This window comes from Delftia sp. PX-1, assembly GCF_055797465.1.
Genome location: NZ_CP184763.1, coordinates 4,256,264 through 4,280,829 on the forward strand (window position 1 = coordinate 4,256,264; position 24,566 = coordinate 4,280,829).

Below are 24,566 nucleotides of genomic sequence, written 5' to 3' on the forward strand. Positions count from 1 at the left end.
AATAGCAAAATATTGCATTGATCCATCAGTTCAATTTACGAATCAACCATCCACCGCATCCACCATGGACGGCTTTTCCGACCTGCGTTTCTTCTCGCTGCTGATCCGCGAAGGCAGCCTGGCCGCTGCGGCCCAGCAGATGGGCGTGACGCCGCCCGCCGTCAGCCGCCGCCTGTCCTTGCTGGAGCGGCGCCTGGGCGTGCGCCTGCTGCAGCGCACGACACGGCGCATCCACCTGACGCCCGAGGGCGAAGCCTACCTGCTGGACGGCGCGCGCATCCTGGCCGACCTGGAGACGCTGGAGCGCAGCATCTCGGGCACGCGCGCCACGGCGCGCGGCCCGCTGTCCATTGCCTGCACACTGGGCTTTGGCCGCCAGCGGCTGGCGCCCGCGCTGTCGGCCTTTGCGCGCGCCTATCCCGAGGTGCAAGTGCAGCTGCACCTGACGGACAGGCCCGTCAACCTGGTCGAGCAGGGCTTTGACGCCGTGGTGCGCTTTGGCGCCCTGCCCGACTCCGGCCTCACCGCCCGCCTGCTGCTGCCCAACCGCCGCGTGCTGTGCGCCGCGCCCTCCTACCTCAACGCCCATGGCGAGCCACGCCAGCCTGCGGACCTGCAGGCCCACCGCTGCATCGTGATCCGCGAGAGCGACGAAACCTATGGCAGCTGGCGCCTGAGCCGCCGCACGCGCCAGGGCCTGAGCGAGCACAACATCAAGGTCAACGGCGTGATGAGCACCAACGATGGCGCTGCAGCCCTGACCTGGGCACTGGACGGCCACGGCATCCTGCAGCGCTCGCTCTGGGACGTGGCCGCGCCGCTGGCCGCAGGCGCGCTGCGCGAGGTCCTGCCCCAATGGCAGCTGCCTGCGGCCGACATCTACCTGGTGCACGCCACGCGCAGCGAGATGTCGGCCCGGATCCGCGCGCTCACCGGCTTTCTGGGCGACTGGTTTGCACAACGGCCTGAGCCGGAGATGGCGCCCGCCTGAGCCCGGGCGCAATCTGCAACCTCGGCGGCAGGCAGGCTGTCATGCGCGTTCACCCCGCGCAGCGCAGGCCATGCGAACATGGACCGCAACGACAACCACCACACCCAGGAGACAAGACACATGGCCACCGCCCGCTACCCCCAGCCCGAACTGTCCAGCCTGCCCGAAGACATCCGCACCCGCATCCTTGAAGTGCAGGAAAAGGCCGGTTTCATCCCCAACGTCTTCCTGGCCTTTGCGCGCCGCCCTGCCGAGTGGCGCGCCTTCTTCGCCTACCACGATGCCCTCATGCTCAAGGAGGAAGGCAGCCTGACCAAGGGCGAGCGCGAGATGATCGTCACCACCACCAGCGCGGCCAACCAGTGCCTGTACTGCGTGGTGGCCCACGGCGCCATCCTGCGCATCTACGAAAAGCAGCCCTACGTGGCCGACCAGGTGGCCGTCAACTACCGCAAGGCCGACATCAGCGCCCGCCAGCGCGCCATGCTGGACTTCGCCATGAAGGTCTGCGAACGCAGCCATGAAATCTGCGAGGCCGACTTCGAGGCGCTGCACGCCCATGGCTTCGACGACGAGGACATCTGGGACATCGCCGCGATCACCGCCTTCTTCGGCCTGTCCAACCGCATGGCCAGCTTTGCCGGCATGCAGCCCAATCCCGAGTTCTTCCTCATGGGGCGCGTGCCGCGCGAGAAGAAGTAGGCTGGCCGACCTGTGCCCCCTGGCGCGCCGCAGCACCGTCGACCAAACCCCGGCATATCTCCCCCACCTGCCCCACGGCGCCCAGCAGGCGCGGCGTGGGCTCGTTGGCGCAGTTCAGGCGCAGGTGGTTGGGCAGGTCCGAGCGCGATGAAAACAGCGGGCCGGGGCTGACACCAATGCCCAGCTCCAGCGCGCGGCGGTGCACCTCCAGTGCATTGACCTGGCGCGGCAGTTCCACCCACAGCAGAAAGCCCGCGCGCGGGGCCGAGACGCGGGTGCCGGGCGGAAAGCTGGCCTCGACCCTGGCCGTGACGGCCTGCACCCCGGCCTGCACGCGGGACTTGAGACGGCGCAGGTGCCGGTCGTAGTCGCCGCTGGCCAGCACCTCGCTCACGGCGGCCTCCAGCAGCGGCGCACCGGCCCAGTCGCCCGCCAGGCGCACCTGCAGCACCTGGGCATGGAAGCGGCCCGCCGCAATCCAGCCCACGCGCCAGCCCGGCGCCAGGGTCTTGGACACGGAGCCGCAATACAGCACGTTGCCGCTGCCGTCGAAGGCCTTGCAGGCCGGCGGGCGCTGTCCGTCGCCGGCAAGGTCGCCATAGACATCGTCTTCGATCAAGGGAATGCCCGCCCGCTCCAGCAGCGCCACCAGGGCCTGCTTGCGCTCCACCGGCATGCTGGCGCCCAGCGGGTTCTGCACGGTGGGCGATGCCAGCACGGCAGCCGGCCGGTGGCGGGCAATGGCCTCGGCCAGCGGCTCCAGCAGCAGGCCTTCGCGGGGATCGGTGGCAATCTCCAACGCCTTCAGGCCCAGGTCCTCCAGCAGCAGCAGGCTGCCGAAATAGGCGGGCCGCTCCACGGCCACGACATCGCCAGGCTTGCACACGGCGCGCAGCGCCAGCCGCACGGCCTGGGTGGCGCCTGCCGTCAGGACCAGGTCATCGGGGCCGAAGCGCGCACCCCATTGCGCGGCCCGGGCTGCGATCTGGCCGCGCAGGTCGGCACGGCCCGGCGGCATGCTGTAGGTCTGCCCGTGCGCGTCCAGGCGGCGCCCGGCGGTCTGCAGCGCGCGCTGCAGCCGGGCCGTGGGCAGCCAGGCCGGATCGGGCAATGCCGCACCCAGCGGGATCAGGCGCGTGTCGGGACTGCTGAACAGCGAGCGCGCCAGGGCCGACAGGGTCACGGGCACGGGACGCGACGACGGGCGGGACGCCTGCAACGCCGCGCCGCCGGTTGCCTGCCGCACAAAGTAGCCCGAGCGCGGGCGCGCCACGATCAGGCCCTCGGCCTCCAGGCAGCGCAGCGCCTCCAGCGCGGTGGGCAGGCTGACCTGTTCGCGCTCGGCCAGGCTGCGGGCGGAGATCAGCCTGTCGCCGGGGCGCAGTGCGCCGCAGGCCAGCGTCTGGCGCAGGGCCTGGGCAATGCGGCGGTACTGGGGCAAGGGTTCGTTGGTGGTGGGCATGCCAATCTGTACAGGTCAGTTTTCTTGGATTCTGCTTATACAGGCATTGGCTGCCCGGATTTATCGTTGCAGCCATCAAGCAACCCGAGGAAACCCATGCAAGCCAGCAATTTCGATCTCCAGGCCTACTTCCGCCGCATCGGCTTCAGTGCCGGGGACTCCGCCCAGGCAGATGCCGCCACCCTGCATGCGCTGATGCGCCAGCAGCTGTTTTCCGTGCCTTTCGAGAACCTGGACGTGCAGGCCGGCAAGATCGTCTCTCTGGTGCCCGAAGACATTGCGGGCAAGATCCTCGGCGGCGCCCGGGGCGGCTACTGCTACGAGGTGAACGGCCTGTTCGCCATGGCGCTGCAGACCCTGGGCATTGCCTACCGCTTTGTGGCGGCGCGGCCCATGTTCTATCCCGCACGCCGGCCCCGCACCCACATGGCCCTGGTGGCCGAGGTCCAGGGACGGCGCTGGCTGTGCGACCTGGGCTTTGGCAGCTACGGCATACGCGCCCCCATGGCCCTGGACGAACTGGACACCGAGGTCCGCCAGGACGGCGACACCTTCCGCCTGAGCCTGGACGACCAGGGCGAATACCTGCTGCAGGCCCGCGTGGACGGTGAATGGGCCAACCAGTACGCCTTCAACCTGTCGCCCCAGGAATGGGTGGATTTCGCCCCCGCCAACTACCTGAACTCCACGCACCCGGACGCCATCTTCGTGCAAAAGCGGGTGGTGGTGCTGCACCAGCCGGCCGGCCGCATGATCCTGGTGGGCGACGCGCTCAAGACCATCACCGCCAGCGGCACCGAGACCAGGCAGCTGGCCCCTGATGAGACCCAGCACGTGCTGGGCAGCCTGTTCGGGCTGGCGCCCGAGCGCCAGGCGGCTGCCCTGTGCTGAGCCTCTAAGCCAGGCGGGTCGAATCCCGCTCGATCAGCTCGAACCCCAGGTCGAACGCCGAGCGCCCGGCACTGCGGCCCTGGCAGCGTGCCAGCACGAGTTCGGCGGCCAGGCGGCCTATGCCCGGCCCGTCCACATGCACGGTGGTCAGCGACGGCAGCAGATGGGCCGCGAAATCGGCATTGCCGAAGCCCGAGACGGCCAGGTCCACGGGCACGCGCAGGCCGCGCGCCTGGGCTTCCACCAAAATGCCGTGGGCCAGCATGTCCGAGCTGCAGACCACAGCCTGCAGATCAGGCTGCTGCGCCAGCAACTGGCCCAGCGCCTGCCGGCCCAGCTCCAGGCTGCCGGGCGCGGACACGGTGACCGTGGGCACCTCGCGGCCCCAGGCTGCAAGAAAGCCCTCGCGCCGCTGCTGGGCCCGGTGGTCGCTGCCCGTGGCCATGCCCACGCGCTGCAGGCCGTGCGAGAGGAAATAGCCGGCCAGCGCGCTGCCCACCTTCAGGTGGGAAAAGCCCACCACCATGTCCAGCGGCCGGTCGCTGAAGTCCCAGGTTTCCACCACGGGAATGCCGGTCCTGCGCAGCCGCTCGCGCGCCTTGCCGGACTGCACCAGGCCCATCATCACAATGCCGTCGGGCTGGCGCCCGATCATGGCGTTGAGCACCTCTTCCTCGCGCTGCTCGTCGTAGAAGGTCTGGCCCAGCAGCAGCTGATAGCCCTCCTGCGCCAGCGTGGCCGTCAATGACTGCACCGTGGGCAGGAACTGCGACACCGACAGCGCAGGCACCACGCCGGCCACCATGCGGCTGCGCCTGGACTTGAGCCCCCCCGCCAGCAGGTTGGGGATATAGCCCGTGGCCTCCACGGCCTGGCGCACGCGCTCGCGCGTCTTCTCCGAAACGATGGAAGGATTGCCCAGTGCGCGCGAGGCCGTGATCAGCGAGACGCCGGCCGCCTCGGCCACGTCGTGCAGCGTGGCGGGCCTGGGGGGTGTGGGTGTGTTCATGGGCAAGCGCGATCGCGGGCGGGTATCGGGGACGGGCCTGAAGATAGCAGACCGCCCTCCACGCACGGGCGCCAAGCCTGCCCTGTATCGCAGAAATCGTGATTGACAGCCAAGATGACAACGATATCATTTTGCTGAAAGCGCAAATCCTTGCATCTACTAAACGGCATCGGCGCTTTTTCATTTCCCTGGAAATGACAACGATGTCATTCACAAATCAGGAGACAAGATGAATCACATTCTTCGTGCCATGGCGCTGGCCCTGGCCGCGCTCGCTGCCTTTTCTGCGTCGGCCCAGGCCTGGCCCGACAGGCCCGTCACCCTGGTCGTGCCCTTCCCCGCCGGCGGCTCCACCGACCAGGTCGCGCGCGCCGTGGCGCCCAGGCTGGGCGACAAGCTCAGGCAGTCCTTCGTGGTGGAAAACAAGGCCGGCGCCACGGGCACCATCGGCGCAGCCTTCGTGCAGCGCGCGGCGGCGGACGGGCAGACCTTTCTCGTCACCTCGCTGGGCCCGCTGGTCATCGTGCCCCACCTGATCAAGAACCTGCCCTACGACGCGCTCAAGGACTTCGACCTGATCACCGTGGCCGTGCAGTCGCCCAACGTGCTGGTCGTGCCTGCCGCCTCGCCGCACAAAAGCGTGGCCGACGTGGTCGCCCACCTCAAGGCCCATCCGGGCAAGATGAGCTTTGCCTCGGCCGGCCACGGCTCCAGCGACCACCTGACGGCCGAACTGTTCTGGCAGCAGACGGGCACCCAGGGCGTGCACATCCCCTACAAGGGCGGCGCGCCCGCCCATGCCGACCTGATCGGCGGCCAGGTCGATGCCTCGTTCCAGAACATCAATGCCGTGATCCAGCACATCCGGGCCGGCAAGATGCGCGCCCTGGCCGTGACCAGCCCGCGCCGCTCGCCCGTGCTGCCGGACCTGCCCACGCTGGCCGAGGCCGGGGTGAAGAACGTGGAGGTCGCCTCCTGGCAGGCCATCGTCGCGCCCAAGGGCCTGCCGCCTGCGCTGCGCGACAAGGCGCATGCGGCCTTTGTCGAGGCGCTCAACGATCCCCGGGTGCGCGAGCAGTTCGTCTCCATCGGCTACGAAATGGTGGCCGGCACGCCCCAGCAGTTCGCCGAGTTCCAGCGCCAGGAATACGCGCGCTGGAAGACGGTCATCGAGGCCGGAAAGATCAGCATCGACTGATGCCTGCCCCTGTCCTTTTTCCAACCACCGCACTCCCGCAGCCATGACCTCTTCCGCGCTCTCCGAAACCACCAGCCAGGACCGCATCCAGTGGATACGCCTGTCGTCCTGCTACCTCCCCCTGGCCCGGCCCATCAGCGATGCCAAGGTGCTCACGGGCCGCCAAAAGCCCATGACCGAGGTAGCCATGCTGTTCGCCGAGATCCAGACCCGCGACGGCCACCGGGGCCTGGGCCTGAGCTACGCCAAGCGCGCAGGCGGCCCCGGCCAGTTCGCCCATGCCCGCGAAATCGCGCCCTCCCTGCTGGGCGAAGACCCCAGCGACATCGCACGGCTGTGGACGCGCATGTGCTGGGCCGGCGCCTCCGTGGGCCGCAGCGGGCTGGCCGTGCAGGCCATCGCGGCCTTCGACGTGGCGCTGTACGACATCAAGGCGCGCCGCGCGGGCCTGTCGCTGTCCAAGCTGCTGGGCTCGCAGCGCGAATCCGTGCGCTGCTACAACACCTCGGGAGGCTTTCTGCACACGCCGCTCGATGAGCTCAAGCGCAACGCCAGCGCCTCGCTGGAGCGCGGCATTGGCGGCATCAAGCTCAAGGTGGGCCAGCCCGACTGCGCGCTGGACATACGGCGCGTGGAGGCCATGCGCGCCCACCTGGGCGATGCCGCGCCCATCATGGTCGATGCCAACCAGCAATGGGATCGCCCCACGGCCCAGCGCATGTGCCGTGTCTTCGAGGAATTCAACCTGGTCTGGATCGAGGAGCCGCTGGACGCCTACGACCACGAAGGCCATGCCGCGCTGGCCGCGCGCTTCGACACGCCGATCGCCACCGGCGAGATGCTGACCAGCGCCGCCGAGCACGGCGATCTCATACGCCACCGCAGCGCCGACTTCCTCATGCCCGACGCGCCGCGCGTGGGCGGCATCACGCCCTTCCTGCAAATCGCCGCCCAGGCCGAACTGGCCCACCTGAGCCTGGCGCCCCACTTCGCCATGGAGCTGCACGTGCACCTGGCCGCCACCTGCGCCAACGAGCCCTGGGTGGAACACTTCGACTGGCTGGAGCCGCTGTTCAACGAACGCCTGGAAATCGCCAATGGCCGCATGCTTGTGCCCACGCGCCCCGGCCTGGGACTGAGCCTGAGCGAGCAGGCACGGCGCTGGACGCGCGAAAGCGTGGAGTTCGGGGAGCGGGGTTGAGGGAATTGGGGGCGTCAGGCCTCAAAGGCTTACGCCCCGTACTGCAGAGAAATCGCGCCATCAGTCACTGGAGTAGGCCCAGACTCAATGGGACCTAATTTCATTCCAGCGGCCATTCGAGATAGATGTAATTACCTGAAACAAAAAAGAAAAGGTCGGACAGAAGATTGTTACGATGCTTGCCGCCAGACAACGATCCGCCCCATTGGGGATTGCAAACCTGCACGCCAGCCTGCCGATCAAGGGAAAAATGCGAGTGGTAAGCCCCCGTCCCGATTGCAGCCAGCCCGGACACTCTCCATCACTTTGCGGGATCGACATGAAGATTGGCGTATAGCAACGAAAGGCTAATTTTGATCAAACCAAATTTTCATCGGCTATGGCAGGAGTTTCCTGACCACGTCAGATTCAAGACCATGAAAGATCTATACACAGAACTGGGTGGTGCTGCCGAGAAAAATATCTACTTACCAGGCTTCGGTCCCAATGGAAACACATGTGCCAGCCGGTTGAGCGTTGCCTTCAACAAGGCCGGTGCGCCGATCAACGCAGCCTTGGCGGGTACGGCTGGTGCACGGACATTGGGAACAAAAGACGGTTCTCGCATCATTTATGGCGTAGCAGATTTTCGATCCTATCTTTTGAAATCACTTGGCAAACCATCCACTGATGCCGTCAGCCCATATGATGACAAATTTCGCGGCCTGAAAGGCATCATTGCCTTCAGCGTGAACTGGAGTGGCGCCACAGGTCATATCGCCTTATGGAATGGAGTCCATTATCGTGAACCGGGCTATGACAACTACTCCACTTACACAAATCCGGACAACCCATCCATCAAAACTTCACTTGGTGAATTTTGGGAGCTCACTTGATGCGCATGGCTTTGCTGGCATGTGGTCTGGTCATCGCCGGATGCACCCCAGACACGAATCCCGCAGGTGGCGCTCGCACGCAAGTGCAGCGCGACGTTGAAAGCTATGCCATCGCAAGCTGCCTGACCCAACAGACTGAGCCCTATCTCAAGGACCAAGGAGATGCCTGGGCATCCGTTGTCGTGCAGCGCATGCACGGGGATATCGAAGTGCTGGCGGGCATTGCCGAACAGGTGCAGAGGGAGAACACCAAGGGCGCCAACGGCGATATGGCCGTCATGCGCGACGAAACCCGTCCCAGGCAGGGCAAGCCATTGCCCGTGCTGCACTGTGGCGAGGTGATCGACCGGCCCGCCGTGCGCGCTGCGATTCAAAAGGCGATTGCGGCACTGCGCCCGTCCTACGAATCCAGGTAGGCCAAGCCGTTTCCCGAAAATCCGGGTTGGAGGCGGGCAACCAGCCCCTACCCATCCAGCCCGTACTTGCGGATCTTGTCGTGCAGCGTGGTCTTGGGGCTGCCCAGGGCCTCGGCCGTGCGTGCCAAGCTGCCGCCGTGGCGGCGCAGGGCGTCGGCGATGAGGGCGCGCTCGAAGGCCTCGACGGTGGCGGACAGCGGCCGGGGCGCAGTGTCCTGCGCGGTGGTGCCGGCCGGCTGGCCGAAGGGGGGCGAGCCGGCCTCGATGCCCAGCACCGTGCGCTCGGCCACGTTGCGCAGCTCGCGCACGTTGCCGGGCCAGTCATAGCCCAGCAACTGCTGCACGCGCGCGGTGGTCAGCTCGGGCACGGGCCGCTGGTGGCGCGCCGCGCCCTGCAGCGCGAAATGCTCGAACAGCAGCGGCACGTCCTCGCGCCGCTCGCGCAGCGGCGGCAGCGAGACGGTGGCCACGTTCAGGCGGTAGTAGAGGTCGGCGCGGAACAGGCCTTGCCGGCTCAATTCCAGCAGATCCACCTTGGTAGCCGCGATCACGCGGCAGTCGATGGGGATCAGGGTGTTGGAGCCCAGGCGCTCCAGCACGCGTTCCTGCAGCACGCGCAGCAGCTTGATCTGCATGGGCACGGGCATGCTCTCGATTTCGTCCAGGAACAGCGTGCCGCCGCTGGCGTGCTCCAGCTTGCCGATGCGCTTCTTGCCCGCGCCGGTATAGGCGCCGGCCTCGCTGCCGAACATTTCGCTGTCGAACAGCGTGTCGGGCAGGCCGCCGCAGTTGACGGCCACGAAATTGCCATCGCGCCGTGCGCTGGCTTCGTGCAGACAGCGCGCCACCAGTTCCTTGCCCGTGCCGGTCTCGCCCTGGATCAGCACATCGGCCGCGCTCTGCGCCAGCCCCGTGAGCATCTGGCGCAGCTGCCGCATGTTGGGCGCGCGACCAATCAGCCGGTGCTCCAGGCTGTCGCGCTGCTGCAGTTGCTGGCGCAGCGCCCGCACTTCCAGCACCAGGCGGCGGCGCTCCAGGGCGCGGCGCACGGCGCCGACCAGGGTTTCGGGGGCGAAGGGTTTCTGGATGAAGTCCTGGGCGCCGTCCTTCATGGCCTGCACGGCCATGGAGATGTCGCCGTGGCCGGTGATCAGCACCACGGGCAGCTCGGCATCCATGGCCACCAGCTCGCGCAGGAAGGCCATGCCGTCCATGCGCGGCAGGCGGATGTCGCTGACCACGATGCCCGCGAAGTCGCGCGACAGGCGCCGGCGCGCCTGCTCGGCGCTGCCCACGCTTTCGCAGGCGATGCCTTCGAGCTGCAGCGCCTGCTCGCAGCCGAGCACGATGTCGGGGTCGTCCTCGATGATCAGGACTTTGAGGGCGTCGGTCATGGTGTGTCGGCAGAGGGTGTGGAGGGAGCCAGGGCCAGGCTCAGCGTGAAGACGGCGCCGCCGCCCGGATGGTTGCTGCCCGTCAGCGTGCCGCCGCATTCACGCACGATGCCGGCCGACAGCGCCAGCCCCAGGCCCAGGCCCACGCCCTCTTCCTTGGTGGTGAAGAACGGCTGGAACAGATGGGCCTGCGCCGCTTCGCTCAGGCCCGGGCCGTGGTCGCGCACGGTGACCTGGGCGCGGCCATCGGCCACGGCGCAGGCCAGCTCCAGGCAGGGCGCGGGCTGGCCGCGCATGGCGTCCAGGGAATTGTTGATCAGGTTGATCAGCACCTGCTCGATGCGGTTGCGGTCGCACCAGGCCACGGCCTCGGGCACGCCGTCATCGCGCAGGATGCGGGCGCCGGTCTCGGCCACGCGCGACTCCAGCACGGCCAGCGCATTGTCCAGGGCACGCGCCAGCGGCACGGCCTGGCTGGCGCCGCTGGACTTGCGCGCGAAGTTGCGCAGCTGGCCGGTGATGCGGCCCATGCGGTCGGCCAGCTGCGCCATGCGCTCCAGGTTCACGCGCGTGGTTTCGGTATCGCCGCGCTCCAGAAAGCGCTGGCTGTTGCCGGCCAGGGTGCGCAGCGCCGTCAGCGGCTGGTTGAGTTCATGGGCCACGCCCGTGGACAGCTGGCCTATCACGGCCAGCTTGCCAGCCTGCACCAGTTCGTCCTGGGCGGCGCGCAGCGTGGCCTCGGCGTGGGTGCGCTCGGCCACCTCGGCCTGCAGCGCCTCATTGGCGGCCGACAGGTCGGCCGTGCGCTGCTCCACCTTGCGCTCGAGCTCGTCGTGCGCGGCCTGCAGCGCCTCGCGCGCGGCCAGCCGGTCGCGCAGGTGGCGGCGGCGCTCGTTGACCATCATGGCCAGCAGCAGCACAAAGGCCGCGCCCACGGCCGCGGCCAGCGCGCGGCTCTGGGCCAGCTGGTCGACCTGCTCCAGGTGCGAGAGCACGGTGATCGTCCAGGGCGTGCCCGGCAGCTGGCGCGACTGGGCGAGGAAGCGGCCGCTGACCGGGTAGACCGAGCCTGGCGATTCCTCGCCATGGCGGGCAATGCGCACCAGGCGCGCGCCCTGGCCCAGGTCGCGCAGCACCTGCAGGCCCAGCGGCTCCAGCGCGCGGCGGTTGTACTGGCGCGTGTGGTCGAAGGCGGCGCGCGTGCCCTCGTCCAGCGTGCGCAAGGTGGTGAATTTCCAGTCGGAGACCGTGCCCAGGATGACGACGCCGTTCTCGTCGCCCACCAGCACGGGCGCCTCCACCGTGGACCACGATTGCTCCAGCTGGTCCAGGCTGACCTTGACCACGGCCACGCCCAGCGTGTGGGTGTCGTCGCCCAGGGTGGAGGCCAGGTAGTAGCCGGGTTCGCCGCGCGTGGTGCCTATGCCGAAGAAGCGCGCGCTGCCCGTGGCCATGGCCGTGCGGTAGTAGGGGCGAAAGCTCAGGTCCTCGCCCAGGTAGCTGTCGGAGCGCCGCCAGTTGCTGGAGGCCACGACATGGCCGCGCGCATCGACCAGGTAGGCGGTCAGCGTGCCCGCGCGGTCGTTGAGCTGCTCCAGGTAGGCGTTGACGCGGTTGGTGAGCTGCTCGTCGCCGGGCTCGGCCAGCAGCCTTTGCACATTGCCTTCCAGTGCCAGCACGTCGGGCAGGAAGGCGTACTTGCCGATCTCGCGCTGCAGGCTGGCGCCGTACAGCTCCAGCCGGTGCATGCCCGTGGCACGCAGATCGGCGATGCCCAGCCGCTGCGCCATCAGGTACGCGCCCCAGCCGCTCAGCCCGCTCAGGGCAAGCCACAGCAAAAGCAGGATGAGCTGGCGCAGGGGGCGGCGGGCGGGCATGGTGAAGGCACCAATGTTATCAGTGCCCCCCAGCGCCGCCTGGGCCTCAGGCCGAGACAGCGGGCCGCCCTTCCTGGGAGTGCTCCATGGGCAGCAGCGACTCGTCGTCGTCCGTGGTGGCATTCGGATCGACCGCGCCTTCCCACTTGGCCACCACGGCCGTGGCAATGGCATTGCCCAGCACATTGGTCAGCGTGCGGCCCATGTCCAGGAAATGGTCGATGCCCAGGATCAGCAGGATGCCGGCCTCGGGCAGGCCGAACATGGGCAGCACGGCGGCCACCACCACCAGCGAGGCGCGCGGCACGCCGGCAATGCCCTTGCTGGAGACCATCAGCACCAGCAGCATGGTGATCTGGGCCGTCAGCGTCATGTCGATGCCGTAGGCCTGGGCGATGAAGATGGCCAGGAAGGTGGTGTAGACCATGGAGCCATCGAGATTGAACGAGTAGCCCAGCGGCAGCACGAAGCCGATGATGCGCGGCTTGATGCCGAACTTCTCCAGCTGCTCCATCAGCTTGGGATAGGTCGATTCGCTGCTGGCCGTGGAAAAGCCCACCAGCAGCGGGCCGCGGATCAGGTTCAGCAGGCGGAAGATGTCACGGCCCAGCACGACGTAGCCGGCCACGATCAGCAGCACCCACAGCGTGGCCAGGGCCAGGTAGAAGCACAGCATGAACTTGCCGAACACCGACAGCATGCCCAGGCCATGGATGGTGATGGTGCCGGCCACGGCGCCGAACACGCCCACGGGGGCGAAGCGCATCACGTAGTCGGTGACCTTGAGCATGATGTGGACCACTTCGTCCATCAGGCCCACCATGGAACGCGCGGCCTGGTTGTGCAGGTTGCCCAGCGCAATGCCGAAGAACAGCGCGAACACCAGGATCTGCAGCACCTCGTTGGTCGCCATGGCCTCGAAGATGTTCTTGGGGAACACGTGGGCGATGAAGTCCTTGAGGTTCAGCGCCGAGGTCTTGAGGTTCAGGCCCTCAGCCGACGACGGCAGGGCCACGCTCAGGCCATGGCCGGGCTGCAGCACGTTCGCATAGATCAGGCCGATGGCTAGCGAGCAGAACGAGGCCACGATGAACCAGCCCAGCGCACGGCCGCCGATGCGGCCCACGGCCTTGGCGTCGCCCATGTTGGCCAGGCCCGACACCAGGGTGGCGAACACCAGGGGCGCGATGATCATCTTGATCATGCGCAGGAAGACATCGGTGAGGATGCCGAAGTAGCTGGCGATTTCCTTGGTGGCCTCGGGCGTGGGCGCGTAGCTGTTGCAGGCATAGCCCACCAGCACGCCGAGGACCATGGCCACGAGCACCATGGTGGTCAAGCGATTGAATTTCATGCGGATTTTTTCGTTGGACGTATTTCGGTCTTGCAAGCGAGCCCGGTCCGCCGCAGCCCCCGGGCCTCTGCCGGATGCCATTGCGAAGACGGGCTTGTCTCCCTGCACACACAACCACGACGCACGTGGCCTGCGCCTGACAGTGCACAGACCGTGCCAGCCGCATCCGGCACCTGCGCCGCGCGCTAACTGCTTGATTCGCCTATATCGACCTTACTTTTATGCATAAGGTGGAACGGAAATCCGAACAATGAAATGCAGGCGCCGTTCGGAAAACCGGATGGCGCGACCTGCGGGCTCCGGCCCTCCCGGGCCATGGCGCAACTGTTTGAACGCCGGCCGGTGCCCCGGGCAGGACGGCAGCAGCAGCTGATGCTCCGGCGCCTGTAGAGGGGCCCGCTCTCCCAGGGTCCCGCACCGTGTCTTCACCCGGTGCATCAACCCTGCCTCACCCCTGCGCCAACCCTGCCTCACCCCTGCGCCAACCCTGCCTCACCCCTGCGCTTGAGGCCCCAGGCGAAAAACGCTCACGGACTGCACAAGGTCATGCGCTTGCTGGCGCAGGCTCGTGGCTGCCGCCGCCATTTCCTCCACCAGGGCCGCGTTTTGCTGCGTCGCCTGGTCCATCTGCGTGACCGCCTCGCCCACTTGTGCCACGCCGCTGCGTTGTTCGGCAGAAGCCGCGCTGATCTCTCCCATGAGGTCGGTGACGCTGCGTATGCTCATCACCACTTCAGCCATGGTGCCCCCCGCGCGGTCGGCCAGCACAGAGCCCTGTTCGACCCGCTCGACGCTGTCGGAGATCAGGGCCTTGATCTCCTTGGCCGCCGCCGCGCTGCGGCCGGCCAGGCTGCGGACCTCGGAGGCCACCACAGCGAAGCCGCGGCCCTGTTCACCGGCACGCGCAGCCTCCACCGCAGCGTTCAGCGCCAGGATGTTGGTCTGGAACGCGATGCCATCTATGACGTTGATGATGTCGGCGATGCGGCGCGAACTTTCACTGATGCCCTTCATCGTGTCCACGACCTGGGTGACCACCACGCCCGCCTGCCCGGCCACGCCGCTGGCCTGCTGCGCGAGCGCGTTGGCCTTGCCCGCGCCATCCGCATTCTGGGTCACGGTGGCTCCGAGTTGCTCCATGGAGGCCGCCGTCTGTTCAAGCGCGCTGGCCTGGCTCTCGGTTCGCGAGGACAGGTCGGTGTTGCCCTGGGCAATCTGCGTGCTTGCACTTGCCACGGATTCGCTGCCGCTGCGCACGACGGCCACGACCTGCGATAGCGCATCACTCATCTCGCCGAGGCTGCGCAGCAGGGTCCCCACTTCATCGTGGGTGGTGGCCTCCACCCGCTGCGTCAGATCCCCGCAGGCCACCGCGCGTGCCACCTGGATGGCCCGGCCGATGGGGCCGGTGATGGAGCGCGTGACCCAGGTGCCCAGCAAGGCGGCCAGCACGACGGCCACCAGCGCGCCCCCCAGCTCGAACGCCAGCGTCATTGCCGCCAGCGACTCGGTGCGCGTCAGGCGCTCGGCCATGAGCTGCTCCTCCTCCCGCACCAGGTCCGCCTGCAGTGCGCGCAGCCCATCCATGGCCGCCTTCTCGCGCCCCAGGGAGAACTCGCGAACCAGATCCTCGACCGTCGCCGTGCCATCCTGAACTTGCCGCCGCAGCGCCTGCAGCGGCTGCACCGCCTGCACGAATTCACGGTGGCGCAGCCGGATACCGTCGAGCCGGCGCTGCTGTGCGGGGTTGTCCTCGGTCAGGCGTACGGCCTCCTGCCAGGAGGCCTCGAACTCCTTGAGTCCTTCATCCCAGGGGGCCAGAAAACGGGAGTCGCCCGACAGGAGATAGCCCCGCGAGGCCGTCTCCATGTTGACCATGCCCGTGAGCATGCGCTGTCCCTGGGACATCACCTTGAAGGTGTGCTCGTTCCATTGCTGGGCCTCCTTGAGCCGGGACTGGCTGCTAACGGCCAGCGCGATGACAAGAAGAAAAATGGCGATGACGCATGCGAAGGCAGCTGCGAGACGGCGGGCCAGTGGCCAGTTGGACAAATTCATGATGATCATCGGTACGGACTGCGTGGCCGGAAAGACTGCACACGGGCGCGGCGATCACGATGTCAAGCCTCGCCTGCGCCTGGGGCCGTCATCTCCTGGCCGGGATCTACAAAGCACTCGCGCCAGCGGCTGCCGGGTGGCGGCCAGCGGGCCCGTGCTTTGTTTCTCTATGTAATATATTGGACAAAACATATTTTTGTCCTAGACAATTTGCAAAATCCCTCAAAACATCCCGGCCACGGCCGGACGTTTTGTTCCCTTCAGATCAATGACGCCACTTTCTGACCCCCTGCCTTTGGCGCCTGGCCCCGGGCTGCCCATCTCGGCCGTCGAACGCGAGACCGGACTTGCCAAGGACACCCTGCGTGTCTGGGAAAGACGCTACGGCTTTCCAAGGCCTGAACGGGATTCGGCAGGCGATCGCCGCTACCCGGCAGACCAGGTTCGACAACTGACCCTGATCCGGCGGCTCATGGATACGGGGCTGCGCCCCAGCAAGCTGATGGGGGTGGACCTGGACGGCCTGCAGGCGCTGCTGGCCCGCGCCGACACCTCGCCAGCCATGGATTTGTCCAGGACAAATTCAGAAAATGCAGCAGACTCTGAACGCTTCGCACCCATGCTCAACGCCATTGCCGCACATGATCCCGCCCAGCTCAGGCATTGCCTGAGCCTGGCCCAGTCGCGCATGGGCCTGGCCGGTTTCGTGACCACGCTCGTGGCCCCGCTGACCACGGCGGTCGGTGAATTCTGGGCACAGGGGCGTTTTGAAGTGTTCGAAGAGCACCTGTACACCGAGGTGCTCACCGGCGTCTTGAGGCAGGCGATCGCCTCGCTCATCCCGCCTTCCCCGCCGCCCGCGCCCAAGGTGTTGCTGACCACGCTGCCGCAGGAGATGCATGGACTGGGCCTGCTCATGGTCGAAGCCCTGCTGGCCCTGGAAGGCTGCAACTGCGTATCGCTGGGCACCCAGACGCCCATCGGCGACGTGGCACAGGCCGCGCGGGCGCATCGCGCCGACATCGTGGGGCTGAGCTTCAGCAGCGCGCACAACGGAGCGATGGCGCAGGCTTGCCTGGGCGAGCTGCGCAGCCACCTGCCGCCGGCCATCGAGTTGTGGGCCGGTGGAGCATGCCCGGCGCTCTATTCCAACCCTGTCACGGGCATCACGCCGGTGCGCCATCTCACGGATCTGCAACCGCTGGTCGCCCGATGGCGGCAGACGACAAGAACATCAAGGACATACGCATGAACTTTCCCGCCCCCCGCCCCGTCTTCATCGCCAGGCGGCGCACCCTGCTGGCAGCGACCCTTGGCGCCGGCCTGCTGGCCAGCGGTTGCGCCAGCATGCGCCCGCCAGGCTCGGTCACGCCCGTCTCACCGTTCGACCTGCAGCGCTACCAGGGCCTGTGGTACGAACTGGCACGGCTGGACCATGGTTTCGAGCGGGGCATGACCGATGTGACCGCCGAGTACACGCCGCAGGCAGACGGCAGCGTGAAGGTGGTGAACCGGGGTTTTTCCGTGCCCCGGGGCCAGTGGCAGCGCGCCGTCGGCAAGGCCTTGTTCACGGGCAAGCCGGACACGGCTTCGCTCAAGGTCTCCTTCTTCGGTCCGTTCTACGGCGGCTACCATGTGGCCGCCCTGGACCCTGACTACCGCTGGGCGCTGGTCCTCGGGCCGGACACGCAGTACTGCTGGATACTGGCCAGGGAGCCGAAGCTGCCCCCGCGGACGCTGCAATCCATCGTCGCCAAGGCCGCGGAACTGGGCGTCGATACCGGCGCGCTGATCTGGGTCAGCCATGATCGGCACCAGGAAGCGCGCAGCCAGGAGGCCTTGTGAACAGCCTGCCCCCCGTCGCGGTGATCGGCGCAGGAATGGCGGGTTTGGCCTGCGCACAGTTGCTGGCCGAGGCTGGCTGCCGCGTGGATATCTTCGAGAAAAGCCGAGGCCCATCCGGGCGCATGAGCACACGGCGCGCGCAGGATCCGCAGGGTGCGTGGCAGTGCGATCACGGCGCCCCATCGTTTGCAGCCCAGGACCCGGAGTTTGTGCAGGAGGTGCGCCAGTGGGAGCAGCACGGCGTTGTCGCCGCCTGGCGTCCGCGCGCAGTGCGCCTGCAGGGCACAGACGCGGTGCCCGCAGAGGCAGGCCCCGACCGCTGGGTGGGCGTGCCGCGCATGACCTCTCCCGCAGCGTTTCTTGTCCAGCGGCTTGGACAGCAGGGGCATGGCGTACGGCTGCACCTGCAGGCCACGGTGCAGCATTTGCAGCACGGGCCTGCCCGCTGGACAGTGCACTGTGCCGAACAAGGGCAGATGGGGCCGGAATACTGCGCCCTGGTGCTGGCAGTGCCTGCACCGCAGGCGGCAGCCTTGCTGGAGCCGGTCTCGCCCTATGCTGCGGCACTGGCCGCCAGCGCACGCATGCAGCCTTGCTGGGTGGCCATGCTGCGCACCGACGCCCCCCTGCCGCTGGACTGGGATGCGGCAGAAATCACGGATGGCCCGCTGTGCTGGGTGGCACGCGACAGCGCCAAGCCAGGACGGCAAGGGCAACAAGGGCAGCAGACCTGGGTACTGCATGCCAGTGCACGGTGGAGCCAGGATCACATCGAGTCGGACGCTGAATCCGTGGCCGGGCAACTGCTGCAGGCATTCGAGGCCCTGGCCGGCTCTCTGTCCGACTCTCTGCCAGGCGGCCTGCGCGTCACTGCCCACCGCTGGCGCTATGCGCTGCCGGCACCCCACCTGGTCAACCGCTGCTGGTGGGACGCGCCTGCGGGCCTGGGCCTGTGCGGCGACTGGATGTGCGGCGCAGGCGTCGAAGGCGCCTGGCTCAGCGGACGGGCGCTGGCCCGGCGCGCCCTGGCCACGCTGACGCGCTGAACTGCAGGAACGCCCGCGCCATGCACAAGAAGCCCCACCTTCCCTCCAAGCTGTGTGCGTGCTGCGGTCTTGCGTTCACATGGCGCAAAAAATGGGCACGTGATTGGGACGAGGTCAAATACTGCTCGCAGCGCTGCCGCACCGCGCGACTGCCGCCTGATCCCACTCCCCCATCTGCAGGCCGTCAGCCAAGGCGCTGACCTCCAAGCGGGCCATGCGCCCCGCACATTCTGGAGCCCTGGATTGCCGCCAGGCCGGCCCCATAATGCGCCACCCCATTGCATCAAGGAATTGGCACCTATGTCTTCCGGCGGCTTTCACGTCCACGGCCCACACGATCACGAACTCGAACATGCTGCCCAGGGCGAGCATGGACAAACCGCCCATCACGGCATCGGCGGCGGCAGCCTGACCAACCAGATCGCCATGTGCACGGCAGTCATCGCCACGGTGGGCGCCATCTTCGCGTACATGGGCGGCGCCACCCAGGCCAATGCCGGGCTGTACAAGAACGACGCAGCCATCAAGAAGACCGAAGCGGCCAACCAGTGGGCCTTCTTCCAGGCCAAGAGCACCAAGCAATCGCTGTCCGAGTTCGCGCGTGATCTGGCGACCACGGAGGACAGGCGGGCGGCCTACCAGGCCAAGGTGGAGCGCTACGAAAAGGAAAAGGACGACATCAAGCGCGATGCCGACCGCCTGGAAGCCGAGGCCCGGCAATGGGACGAGAAGTCAGAGATGCAGATGCACCTGCATCACCGCTGGGCGCAGGCCACCACCGCGCTGCAGGTCGCCATTGCCCTTGCAGCCATCGCGCTGCTGACCAAGAAGAAATGGCTGGAATACGCCATGCTCGGCGTGGCAGCGCTGGGCCTTGGCGTGGGCGGGCTGGCCATGCTGCACATCTAGAGCGTGTGGCAAAGCCGCAAAGCCGCATATCCGCCTTGGAAGGCAGCTGTGAAACAGCCCCCCCCCCCGATTCCCCGGCCTTGCCCGCGGCTCAGTCCTCGCTGGGACGGGGGTAGCCTGTCTCTGCCCACGCTTGCGCAGAGGTCCGGGTGAGCTGATGGTCCGGCCTGACTCCCACCTTGGCCAGCTCGCTGCCGTCGGCGGCAGTGGCGGTGAGCGTGGCGCTGGGATTGTCCTCATCGGGCTCGATATCCAGAGAGACGGTCACGCGTGACCCGCCCACCACGATCTGCACATCCTTGTGCAACTGCGCTGCCAGATGCTGCTCATGCCGGCGCATCACCTCGTGCGCCGTCTTCACCAGCGTGTTAAAGGCGGAAACGTCCAGCGGCTTGGGATTTTTCTTGTCGCGGCCCATGGTCCACGGGCCGACCAGGCTTGGCTCCGCCTGGCCGTCCTGGGTCATGGCAACGGCCCAGCCATCGTCGTCTTCATTCTTGATGACGCGGGCCTCCCAGCCGTTGTGATGCCAAAGGCGGTCTTCGAAGATTGAGACGACTTCTTGTTCGAGTTCTGCGGACATGTCCAGACCCTTCCCTTGTGGAAACTATCGAGCCCGAAATTCTACTGTCGATCCATACAGTTCGCGCGCAGGGGTCTATTGCGCAAGCGGCGGCTTCCACGGGGCCATGACACCCGGCAGATACGGTAGCCACGGCAGTCAAAGCAGGCGTGCAGGCTGGTCAGTGGCTGACCGAGCTGCGTCAGGTTGCCTCGCTTGCACGTCGCGCTCGCCGCAAATTGCCGCTGGAGCGAAGGGCTTGCGAGTACGATAAGCTTCAAGTCTTGTTGAAGGTCAAGGCATCCCTGCCGAGGTCACGTATGAACATTGGCGAACTGAGCAAACGCACAGGCCTGTCCACATCACGCATTCGTTTTTATGAGCAAAGCGGCCTGCTGCAAGCGGCTGAGCGTGGCGCGAATGGCTACCGCAGCTATCCGCCTGAGATGGTGCAGATGCTGGAGCTGATTGCGATTGCGCAAGGGGTGGGCTTCAGCCTGGATGAAATTCGTGCACTCTTGCCGCCCGGCCTGCAAGGCTGGGACCATGAGGCCGTCGTGGGCGCGCTGCGCCAAAAAATTGCCGATATCAAGGCCATGGAGAAAAAGCTGCAAACCAGCAAAAAGCAGTTGCAGGCTTTGTTGTCCGATATTGAAGCGCGGCCAGACAACATGGATTGCCATGACAACGCACGCCGCGTGCTCTCCCATGTACTGGCCCAGCAATCCGAATCCCTGGCCTCTGAAGCAGCGGCCGAAGAAAAAATGGGCAAGCTCATGCGCACCGGACACAAGAAGCGGGCAAGCGCGGCATAGGCCTGCGCCAGTTTGGAACGTGGCCCTAGCGCCTTGCCAAAGCCTGCACCACCTGCTTGGCAGTCGCTTTGGCCGACCCCGGGTTTTGCCCGGTGATGAGGCGGCCCTCGGCCACCACATACGACATAAAAGGCAGCAAGGCTTTCTGATAGCGCGCACCGCGCATCTTCATCTCCTGCTCGGCGTTGTAGGGCATGGACCGGGCCACTCCGGCCAGGATTTCTTCCGTCCATGAAAAACCCGTGACCCGTTTGCCCGCGACCAGCAAAGAGCCGTCGCTGAGCTGCGTATTGAGCAGGCCGCAGTAGCCGTGGCAAACCGATGCAACGATGCCACTTCGCTCCCAGATGCTGCGTGTGATGCGCTGCAGCCCCGCACTATCGGGAAAATCCCACATCACCGCATGCCCTCCGGTGAAGTAGATGGCATCGAAATCGTTCGCATCGATATCGGCAGGTGCCGCAGTGTTCGCCAGCAGGGCCATGCGCGCGGGATCATCGAGCCAGGCTTTGGCCGAAGCATCGAAGTGCGGCCATTGGAGTGCGCGCGGCTCCAGCGGTACGGCGCCACCCAGCGGGCTCACCAGTTGCTGCAGATACCCTTGCGCAGCAAACACATCCCAGGCATGGGTCAGCTCCGACAGCCACAGCCCTGTGGCGTGCGCAGGGTCGTCGTAATGAGCGACATTGGTGACGACATGCAAGATACGTGGCGTGCTCATGATGACTCCTGCGCGATGTGCTTGAGGCCCTGTGCGTAGCTGGTGACAGCAAAGTCGGGAAAGCGGCGCTTGAACTTGGACGAATCAAACACATTGTCGTGCGCGTAGCGTGGCAGCAGTTCACGCAGTTCGCGCACGGGCTTGGAGACCCAGCCAGCAACCACCATGGCCAGGTGGCTCAGTACCTTGTAGCGCGGCTCAACCTCAAAGGTTGCAGCCGCCAGGTTCACAAAGGCCTGATAGGTCAGCCGCTCGTCCCAGCAAGGCAGATGCCAGGTCTGGCCATACGCATCTTGCGCATTGCCAATGGCTGCCATGGCGCGGCTTGCATCGGGCGTCCAGATCAGGGTGCGCAGCTTGTCGTCACGCACCGGCACTTTGGCCTTCTGGCCCGCCTTGAGCGGGCCGATCACCAGGGTGTTGGTGATGCTTTGGGTTTTGCCGGGGCCGTAGAACTCTGGCGCGCGGGCAATGGCGACGGGGATATCGCCGCGCTGCATCTCGGCCAGCACCATCTCGGCCATCAAGGCGCGCACGCGCCCCTTGCGGCCCACCGGGGCAAAGGCGGTTTCCTCGGTCTGCCGCTGCGCGGTTTGCGGGTACATGTAGGTGTTGTCGAAGTAGACAAACTTGGCCCCCGCTGCCCGCGTGGCATCGAGCGCGTTGCGCAGCATGGCAGGAAATTGCCCCTCCCATAACTCGGTGTCTGGTGGCAGGCCGGCGGTGAAGTACACGACATCACTGCCACGCACGGCCTCCAGGGTTTGCGCGGAATTCATCAGGTCTGCGGACACCAGCTCGTCCGTATCGTTCACCTTGCGCGGCTTGCGGCTGACCAGGCGCAGGTTCTGCGTGTAGTTGCGGTGGAGCTCGCGCGCCAGCTCCACAGCGATCTGGCCATTGGCGCCCAAAATGGTTTGCATATCGATCCTTGCAGCATCTTGTGTGATGAGAGGATAAGGAGCTTAAGCTTCAACTTGAGTTGAAGGTCAAGCGGCAAAACTGCAGGTCCCTGATATCAGGTCGAAGCCCCCTGCCGGCTCGCTGGCTGTCTGAAGAAACCCGGCACTTCCATCATGTCGGGGAGCCTGGAGCCTGGACACTGCGGCCTGCTTTGGTGCACCTGGTGAAGGCCCGGTTCGGGTCGGCAGCGCCTGTGCATGAGCCGCGATGGCGGACTTGCCTCTTTGCGGTTGCTCATCTGTGGTCCGAACTTGTCGGCTTTATCAAGACTGCCACCGCACACCGCCATCAATTGCTGCAATGGGTGCAATGAGAGCAATGAGAGCAATGGCAGCAATGTGTGTACAGCAGCTATTTGATGCAATCAGAATGCACCACCACCATTGAAAAGAAGAAGCCATTCTCAATCCAATGATTGAATTGCCAACTTCCGATGGACGCCGCTTATTCAATGTGACAGAATGAAACGCCAGCAATGAATGGCCTGAAGACCTCTGATGATGGCAGTGGCAAATATTGCCATGGCGATCGCAATGACAGGACGAAAAACCGGATGTACCGCTATTGAGATCCAGAAATCAAATCGTGTTGACTTCGCGCATTTCGGAGGGATCGTTTGGTCAATGAACGTCAGAGCGTGCTCTTGTCGACCGCACCTCATCTGCACTGGAAGCGCACTACGGCCATTGTCGCCATTCGGCCAATCATTGAATCCAGCTTCTGGCTTTCGAGCCTTACGCTTCTATGAACATCGCCCCGTAGAAGCCAAAAAACCAAGGGCGATTGACAACGGAGATTTATATGTCTTACAAGAAAAGTCAACAAGTCGGCGGTCAGGGTGGAGATGAATTTTCCGATGATCTGACCCAAGTGGTTCGAATTGTGAGGATTTCGATCAGGCACGGAGCCAGAGTCGATGCCATCCAAACCACATGGCTTCTGACAGACGGAACACAGCTCACTGGTGCACGCCATGGTGGCGGTGGCGGCGAAGAAACTGTGATCGAGTTTGGCAGCAACGAGCACATCGTTACGATACAAGGGCGAAGCGGGAGTCGAATTGATTCCCTGACCATTACCACCAACAAGAAGTCCTACGGCCCCTACGGAGGCGACGGAGGGAAACCCTTCGGCCCCATTCCTGCTGAAGCAGCGGGTGGATTCTTTGGTCGTTCCGGCACAAATGTTGACGCGATAGGCGTTTTCATTCCAGCGTAGTGTCAAGCCGGTGATGGTGCCATCGCATCAACAAGGCACCGAAACGGACTGGGATGAAGCCGAGGTTTATTCCAGTCCGCTCATCGGCTCTATTGATTCCTGCTGTCAATCAGGCATCAATCAGCAAAGTCAACGCCCCCGCATCCCCATCAAAACCTCAATCGTCACCGTCGTCGCGTCGTCATCCGGCCTTTTGCGATGCGCGATGCCCAACGCCCTTGACAGTGCTGGCCGCAGGGGTCGCGTGGTGATGCGGGGGTCAGGCTGCGGTGCGCCGGCCTCGTGGGGCAGCAGCGCGGCGCCGTAGCCCGCTGCCACCAGGCTCTTCATTGCGTCGTTGTAGTTCAGCTCGATGCGTGCCTGCGGCCGGGCGCCGCCTGCGGCAAACCATTCCGCGGTCTGGCGCGACAGCCGGGTGCCACGGTCGTTGGCGATCAGCGGGCGGGCCGCAAGCCACGCGGGCGTGACGTGCCGCGGCGGCTTCCAGGCGGCCGGGATGAAGGCCAGCACCGGGTCCTGGCGCCAGGCCTGCACCTGCAGCCCGCGCAGCACAGGCTGCGGCAAGGCAACGATGCCGATGTCCAGGCTGCCGGCCGCCAGGCGCGCCAGGGCTTCCTCGCTGGTCATCACCGCCACTTGCACGTCGATCTCGGGATGCCGGGCGGCCAGGGTTTCCAGTGCCTGGGGCAAGAGGTGCGCGAGTGCGCCGGTGGAGGCGCCCAGGCGCACGCGGCCGCCGCGCGTGGCGATCTGGCGCTGCACGGTCTGCAGGAGATCGTCGGCCTCGGCCAGGAGCTGGCGCGCCTTGTCTATCAGCAGGCTGCCGGCCGATGTGGCGGTGACGCCGGCCGGTGCGCGGTGCAATAGACGAGTTCCCAGACGTTCTTCGAGCTGCGCCACATGCAGCGTCACCGTGGGCGGCGCCAGGTGCAGCACCTTGGCGGCGGCGGCGAACGAGCCCAGGTCGGCCACCGTCAGCAAGGTGCGCAGACGGTCCAGATTGATTTCGCGCATGGTGCGGTGCCCCAGGTTGCCAGCAATTCAGGAATCATGAATCCG

25 protein-coding genes are annotated in these 24,566 nt (G+C 66.1%); 14 read left to right on the forward strand and 11 right to left on the reverse strand.

Annotated features, from left to right (window positions below; all coding sequences use genetic code 11):
- The first annotated feature begins 64 nt into the window (after nt 1-64).
- A complete protein-coding gene (locus tag ACN20X_RS19530; protein WP_473209767.1) occupies nt 65-991 on the forward strand; it encodes a LysR family transcriptional regulator in 927 nt (308 codons plus the stop codon).
- Nucleotides 992-1,111: 120 nt separating this feature from the next.
- Nucleotides 1,112-1,693, forward strand: a complete 582-nt coding sequence (locus ACN20X_RS19535; protein WP_026061994.1) for a peroxidase-related enzyme — start codon at nt 1,112-1,114, stop codon at nt 1,691-1,693.
- Here the strand turns inward: ACN20X_RS19535 and ACN20X_RS19540 are convergent.
- A complete protein-coding gene (locus ACN20X_RS19540; RefSeq protein WP_473209768.1) occupies nt 1,662-3,155 on the reverse strand; it encodes an aminotransferase-like domain-containing protein in 1,494 nt (497 codons plus the stop codon). The two genes, ACN20X_RS19535 and ACN20X_RS19540, sit on opposite strands and share 32 nt — an antisense overlap.
- 96 nt (nt 3,156-3,251) lie before the next feature.
- On the opposite strand from ACN20X_RS19540, the gene ACN20X_RS19545 reads away from it, so the two are divergent.
- On the forward strand, nt 3,252-4,046 hold the full coding sequence (locus tag ACN20X_RS19545) for an arylamine N-acetyltransferase family protein (RefSeq protein ID WP_473209769.1): 795 nt from the start codon (nt 3,252-3,254) through the stop codon (nt 4,044-4,046).
- Between the two features lie 4 nt (nt 4,047-4,050).
- Here the strand turns inward: ACN20X_RS19545 and ACN20X_RS19550 are convergent, their stop codons facing one another.
- Nucleotides 4,051-5,055, reverse strand: a complete 1,005-nt coding sequence (locus ACN20X_RS19550) for a LacI family DNA-binding transcriptional regulator (RefSeq protein WP_016451543.1) — start codon at nt 5,053-5,055, stop codon at nt 4,051-4,053.
- Between the two features lie 229 nt (nt 5,056-5,284).
- Between ACN20X_RS19550 and ACN20X_RS19555 the strand changes: the two genes are divergently transcribed.
- On the forward strand, nt 5,285-6,253 hold the full coding sequence (locus ACN20X_RS19555) for a Bug family tripartite tricarboxylate transporter substrate binding protein (RefSeq protein WP_016451542.1): 969 nt from the start codon (nt 5,285-5,287) through the stop codon (nt 6,251-6,253).
- Nucleotides 6,254-6,296: 43 nt separating this feature from the next.
- Nucleotides 6,297-7,454, forward strand: coding sequence for an L-talarate/galactarate dehydratase (locus ACN20X_RS19560; RefSeq protein ID WP_016446281.1), 1,158 nt, complete (start codon nt 6,297-6,299; stop codon nt 7,452-7,454).
- A 100-nt stretch (nt 7,455-7,554) separates the two neighbouring features.
- Here ACN20X_RS19560 and ACN20X_RS19565 read toward each other — a convergent pair whose 3' ends face one another.
- Nucleotides 7,555-7,749 (reverse strand): hypothetical protein, encoded by a 195-nt coding sequence (locus tag ACN20X_RS19565; RefSeq protein ID WP_128422688.1) that lies wholly within the window; start codon nt 7,747-7,749, stop codon nt 7,555-7,557.
- Nucleotides 7,750-7,870: 121 nt separating this feature from the next.
- Between ACN20X_RS19565 and ACN20X_RS19570 the strand changes: the two genes are divergently transcribed.
- Together ACN20X_RS19570 and ACN20X_RS19575 are read left to right on the forward strand one after the other, a co-directional pair.
- Nucleotides 7,871-8,329, forward strand: a complete 459-nt coding sequence (locus tag ACN20X_RS19570; RefSeq protein WP_080518216.1) for a T6SS effector amidase Tae4 family protein — start codon at nt 7,871-7,873, stop codon at nt 8,327-8,329.
- Nucleotides 8,329-8,745, forward strand: a complete 417-nt coding sequence (locus ACN20X_RS19575) for a hypothetical protein (RefSeq protein WP_016451541.1) — start codon at nt 8,329-8,331, stop codon at nt 8,743-8,745. The genes ACN20X_RS19570 and ACN20X_RS19575 overlap by 1 nt, the downstream gene beginning before the upstream one ends.
- A gap of 47 nt (nt 8,746-8,792) precedes the next feature.
- On the opposite strand, the gene ACN20X_RS19580 is transcribed toward ACN20X_RS19575, so the two are convergent.
- From ACN20X_RS19580 to ACN20X_RS19595, 4 genes are all read right to left on the reverse strand, one after another.
- Complete coding sequence (locus tag ACN20X_RS19580; RefSeq protein WP_046988154.1) at nt 8,793-10,139, reverse strand: sigma-54-dependent transcriptional regulator; 1,347 nt, start codon at nt 10,137-10,139, stop codon at nt 8,793-8,795.
- A complete protein-coding gene (locus ACN20X_RS19585; protein WP_016451540.1) occupies nt 10,136-12,016 on the reverse strand; it encodes a sensor histidine kinase in 1,881 nt (626 codons plus the stop codon). The genes ACN20X_RS19580 and ACN20X_RS19585 overlap by 4 nt, the downstream gene beginning before the upstream one ends.
- A gap of 46 nt (nt 12,017-12,062) precedes the next feature.
- Nucleotides 12,063-13,370: a dicarboxylate/amino acid:cation symporter gene (locus tag ACN20X_RS19590; protein ID WP_016451539.1), complete on the reverse strand. Its 1,308-nt coding sequence runs from the start codon at nt 13,368-13,370 to the stop codon at nt 12,063-12,065.
- A 492-nt stretch (nt 13,371-13,862) separates the two neighbouring features.
- Nucleotides 13,863-15,437: a methyl-accepting chemotaxis protein gene (locus ACN20X_RS19595; protein ID WP_473209770.1), complete on the reverse strand. Its 1,575-nt coding sequence runs from the start codon at nt 15,435-15,437 to the stop codon at nt 13,863-13,865.
- Nucleotides 15,438-15,696: 259 nt separating this feature from the next.
- Between ACN20X_RS19595 and ACN20X_RS19600 the strand changes: the two genes are divergently transcribed.
- From ACN20X_RS19600 to ACN20X_RS19620, 5 genes are all read left to right on the forward strand, one after another.
- The gene (locus tag ACN20X_RS19600; protein WP_473209771.1) at nt 15,697-16,680 is read left to right on the forward strand and encodes a MerR family transcriptional regulator; all 984 of its coding nucleotides are present in this window, start codon (nt 15,697-15,699) and stop codon (nt 16,678-16,680) included.
- Complete coding sequence (locus tag ACN20X_RS19605; protein ID WP_473209772.1) at nt 16,641-17,273, forward strand: lipocalin family protein; 633 nt, start codon at nt 16,641-16,643, stop codon at nt 17,271-17,273. Before ACN20X_RS19600 ends, ACN20X_RS19605 begins: the two co-directional genes overlap by 40 nt.
- Nucleotides 17,270-18,319: an NAD(P)/FAD-dependent oxidoreductase gene (locus ACN20X_RS19610; protein WP_126311515.1), complete on the forward strand. Its 1,050-nt coding sequence runs from the start codon at nt 17,270-17,272 to the stop codon at nt 18,317-18,319. The genes ACN20X_RS19605 and ACN20X_RS19610 overlap by 4 nt, the downstream gene beginning before the upstream one ends.
- A gap of 20 nt (nt 18,320-18,339) precedes the next feature.
- Nucleotides 18,340-18,519 carry a DUF2256 domain-containing protein gene (locus ACN20X_RS19615; RefSeq protein ID WP_013801983.1) on the forward strand — a complete coding sequence of 60 codons (180 nt, stop codon included), beginning with the start codon at nt 18,340-18,342 and terminating at the stop codon, nt 18,517-18,519.
- Between the two features lie 100 nt (nt 18,520-18,619).
- A complete protein-coding gene (locus ACN20X_RS19620; RefSeq protein WP_012206105.1) occupies nt 18,620-19,228 on the forward strand; it encodes a DUF4337 domain-containing protein in 609 nt (202 codons plus the stop codon).
- Nucleotides 19,229-19,319: 91 nt separating this feature from the next.
- Here ACN20X_RS19620 and ACN20X_RS19625 read toward each other — a convergent pair whose 3' ends face one another.
- Nucleotides 19,320-19,811 carry a hypothetical protein gene (locus tag ACN20X_RS19625; RefSeq protein ID WP_473209773.1) on the reverse strand — a complete coding sequence of 164 codons (492 nt, stop codon included), beginning with the start codon at nt 19,809-19,811 and terminating at the stop codon, nt 19,320-19,322.
- Nucleotides 19,812-20,110: 299 nt separating this feature from the next.
- Between ACN20X_RS19625 and ACN20X_RS19630 the strand changes: the two genes are divergently transcribed.
- Nucleotides 20,111-20,605 (forward strand): MerR family transcriptional regulator, encoded by a 495-nt coding sequence (locus tag ACN20X_RS19630; RefSeq protein ID WP_016451534.1) that lies wholly within the window; start codon nt 20,111-20,113, stop codon nt 20,603-20,605.
- A gap of 25 nt (nt 20,606-20,630) precedes the next feature.
- On the opposite strand, the gene ACN20X_RS19635 is transcribed toward ACN20X_RS19630, so the two are convergent.
- Together ACN20X_RS19635 and ACN20X_RS19640 are read right to left on the reverse strand one after the other, a co-directional pair.
- The gene (locus ACN20X_RS19635; RefSeq protein ID WP_016446292.1) at nt 20,631-21,326 is read right to left on the reverse strand and encodes a type 1 glutamine amidotransferase domain-containing protein; all 696 of its coding nucleotides are present in this window, start codon (nt 21,324-21,326) and stop codon (nt 20,631-20,633) included.
- Complete coding sequence (locus tag ACN20X_RS19640) at nt 21,323-22,249, reverse strand: NAD-dependent epimerase/dehydratase family protein (protein WP_016451533.1); 927 nt, start codon at nt 22,247-22,249, stop codon at nt 21,323-21,325. Before ACN20X_RS19640 ends, ACN20X_RS19635 begins: the two co-directional genes overlap by 4 nt.
- A gap of 841 nt (nt 22,250-23,090) precedes the next feature.
- On the opposite strand from ACN20X_RS19640, the gene ACN20X_RS19645 reads away from it, so the two are divergent.
- A complete protein-coding gene (locus tag ACN20X_RS19645) occupies nt 23,091-23,507 on the forward strand; it encodes a jacalin-like lectin (RefSeq protein ID WP_080649865.1) in 417 nt (138 codons plus the stop codon).
- A 129-nt stretch (nt 23,508-23,636) separates the two neighbouring features.
- On the opposite strand, the gene ACN20X_RS19650 is transcribed toward ACN20X_RS19645, so the two are convergent.
- Nucleotides 23,637-24,521 carry a LysR family transcriptional regulator gene (locus ACN20X_RS19650; RefSeq protein WP_016451532.1) on the reverse strand — a complete coding sequence of 295 codons (885 nt, stop codon included), beginning with the start codon at nt 24,519-24,521 and terminating at the stop codon, nt 23,637-23,639.
- Between the last annotated feature and the right edge of the window lie 45 nt (nt 24,522-24,566).

What these genes read in the sequence shown, in the direction of transcription:
- ACN20X_RS19530 (WP_473209767.1), top strand. Translation starts at nt 65, where the DNA reads ATGGACGGCTTTTCCGACCTGCGTTTCTTCTCGCTGCTGATCCGCGAA.
- ACN20X_RS19535 (WP_026061994.1), top strand. Translation starts at nt 1,112, where the DNA reads ATGGCCACCGCCCGCTACCCCCAGCCCGAACTGTCCAGCCTGCCCGAA.
- ACN20X_RS19540 (WP_473209768.1), bottom strand. Translation starts at nt 3,155, where the DNA reads ATGCCCACCACCAACGAACCCTTGCCCCAGTACCGCCGCATTGCCCAG.
- ACN20X_RS19545 (WP_473209769.1), top strand. Translation starts at nt 3,252, where the DNA reads ATGCAAGCCAGCAATTTCGATCTCCAGGCCTACTTCCGCCGCATCGGC.
- ACN20X_RS19550 (WP_016451543.1), bottom strand. Translation starts at nt 5,055, where the DNA reads ATGAACACACCCACACCCCCCAGGCCCGCCACGCTGCACGACGTGGCC.
- ACN20X_RS19555 (WP_016451542.1), top strand. Translation starts at nt 5,285, where the DNA reads ATGAATCACATTCTTCGTGCCATGGCGCTGGCCCTGGCCGCGCTCGCT.
- ACN20X_RS19560 (WP_016446281.1), top strand. Translation starts at nt 6,297, where the DNA reads ATGACCTCTTCCGCGCTCTCCGAAACCACCAGCCAGGACCGCATCCAG.
- ACN20X_RS19570 (WP_080518216.1), top strand. Translation starts at nt 7,871, where the DNA reads ATGAAAGATCTATACACAGAACTGGGTGGTGCTGCCGAGAAAAATATC.
- ACN20X_RS19575 (WP_016451541.1), top strand. Translation starts at nt 8,329, where the DNA reads ATGCGCATGGCTTTGCTGGCATGTGGTCTGGTCATCGCCGGATGCACC.
- ACN20X_RS19580 (WP_046988154.1), bottom strand. Translation starts at nt 10,139, where the DNA reads ATGACCGACGCCCTCAAAGTCCTGATCATCGAGGACGACCCCGACATC.
- ACN20X_RS19585 (WP_016451540.1), bottom strand. Translation starts at nt 12,016, where the DNA reads ATGCCCGCCCGCCGCCCCCTGCGCCAGCTCATCCTGCTTTTGCTGTGG.
- ACN20X_RS19590 (WP_016451539.1), bottom strand. Translation starts at nt 13,370, where the DNA reads ATGAAATTCAATCGCTTGACCACCATGGTGCTCGTGGCCATGGTCCTC.
- ACN20X_RS19595 (WP_473209770.1), bottom strand. Translation starts at nt 15,437, where the DNA reads ATGATCATCATGAATTTGTCCAACTGGCCACTGGCCCGCCGTCTCGCA.
- ACN20X_RS19600 (WP_473209771.1), top strand. Translation starts at nt 15,697, where the DNA reads ATGACGCCACTTTCTGACCCCCTGCCTTTGGCGCCTGGCCCCGGGCTG.
- ACN20X_RS19605 (WP_473209772.1), top strand. Translation starts at nt 16,641, where the DNA reads ATGGCGGCAGACGACAAGAACATCAAGGACATACGCATGAACTTTCCC.
- ACN20X_RS19615 (WP_013801983.1), top strand. Translation starts at nt 18,340, where the DNA reads ATGCACAAGAAGCCCCACCTTCCCTCCAAGCTGTGTGCGTGCTGCGGT.
- ACN20X_RS19620 (WP_012206105.1), top strand. Translation starts at nt 18,620, where the DNA reads ATGTCTTCCGGCGGCTTTCACGTCCACGGCCCACACGATCACGAACTC.
- ACN20X_RS19625 (WP_473209773.1), bottom strand. Translation starts at nt 19,811, where the DNA reads ATGTCCGCAGAACTCGAACAAGAAGTCGTCTCAATCTTCGAAGACCGC.
- ACN20X_RS19630 (WP_016451534.1), top strand. Translation starts at nt 20,111, where the DNA reads ATGAACATTGGCGAACTGAGCAAACGCACAGGCCTGTCCACATCACGC.
- ACN20X_RS19635 (WP_016446292.1), bottom strand. Translation starts at nt 21,326, where the DNA reads ATGAGCACGCCACGTATCTTGCATGTCGTCACCAATGTCGCTCATTAC.
- ACN20X_RS19640 (WP_016451533.1), bottom strand. Translation starts at nt 22,249, where the DNA reads ATGCAAACCATTTTGGGCGCCAATGGCCAGATCGCTGTGGAGCTGGCG.
- ACN20X_RS19645 (WP_080649865.1), top strand. Translation starts at nt 23,091, where the DNA reads ATGTCTTACAAGAAAAGTCAACAAGTCGGCGGTCAGGGTGGAGATGAA.
- ACN20X_RS19650 (WP_016451532.1), bottom strand. Translation starts at nt 24,521, where the DNA reads ATGCGCGAAATCAATCTGGACCGTCTGCGCACCTTGCTGACGGTGGCC.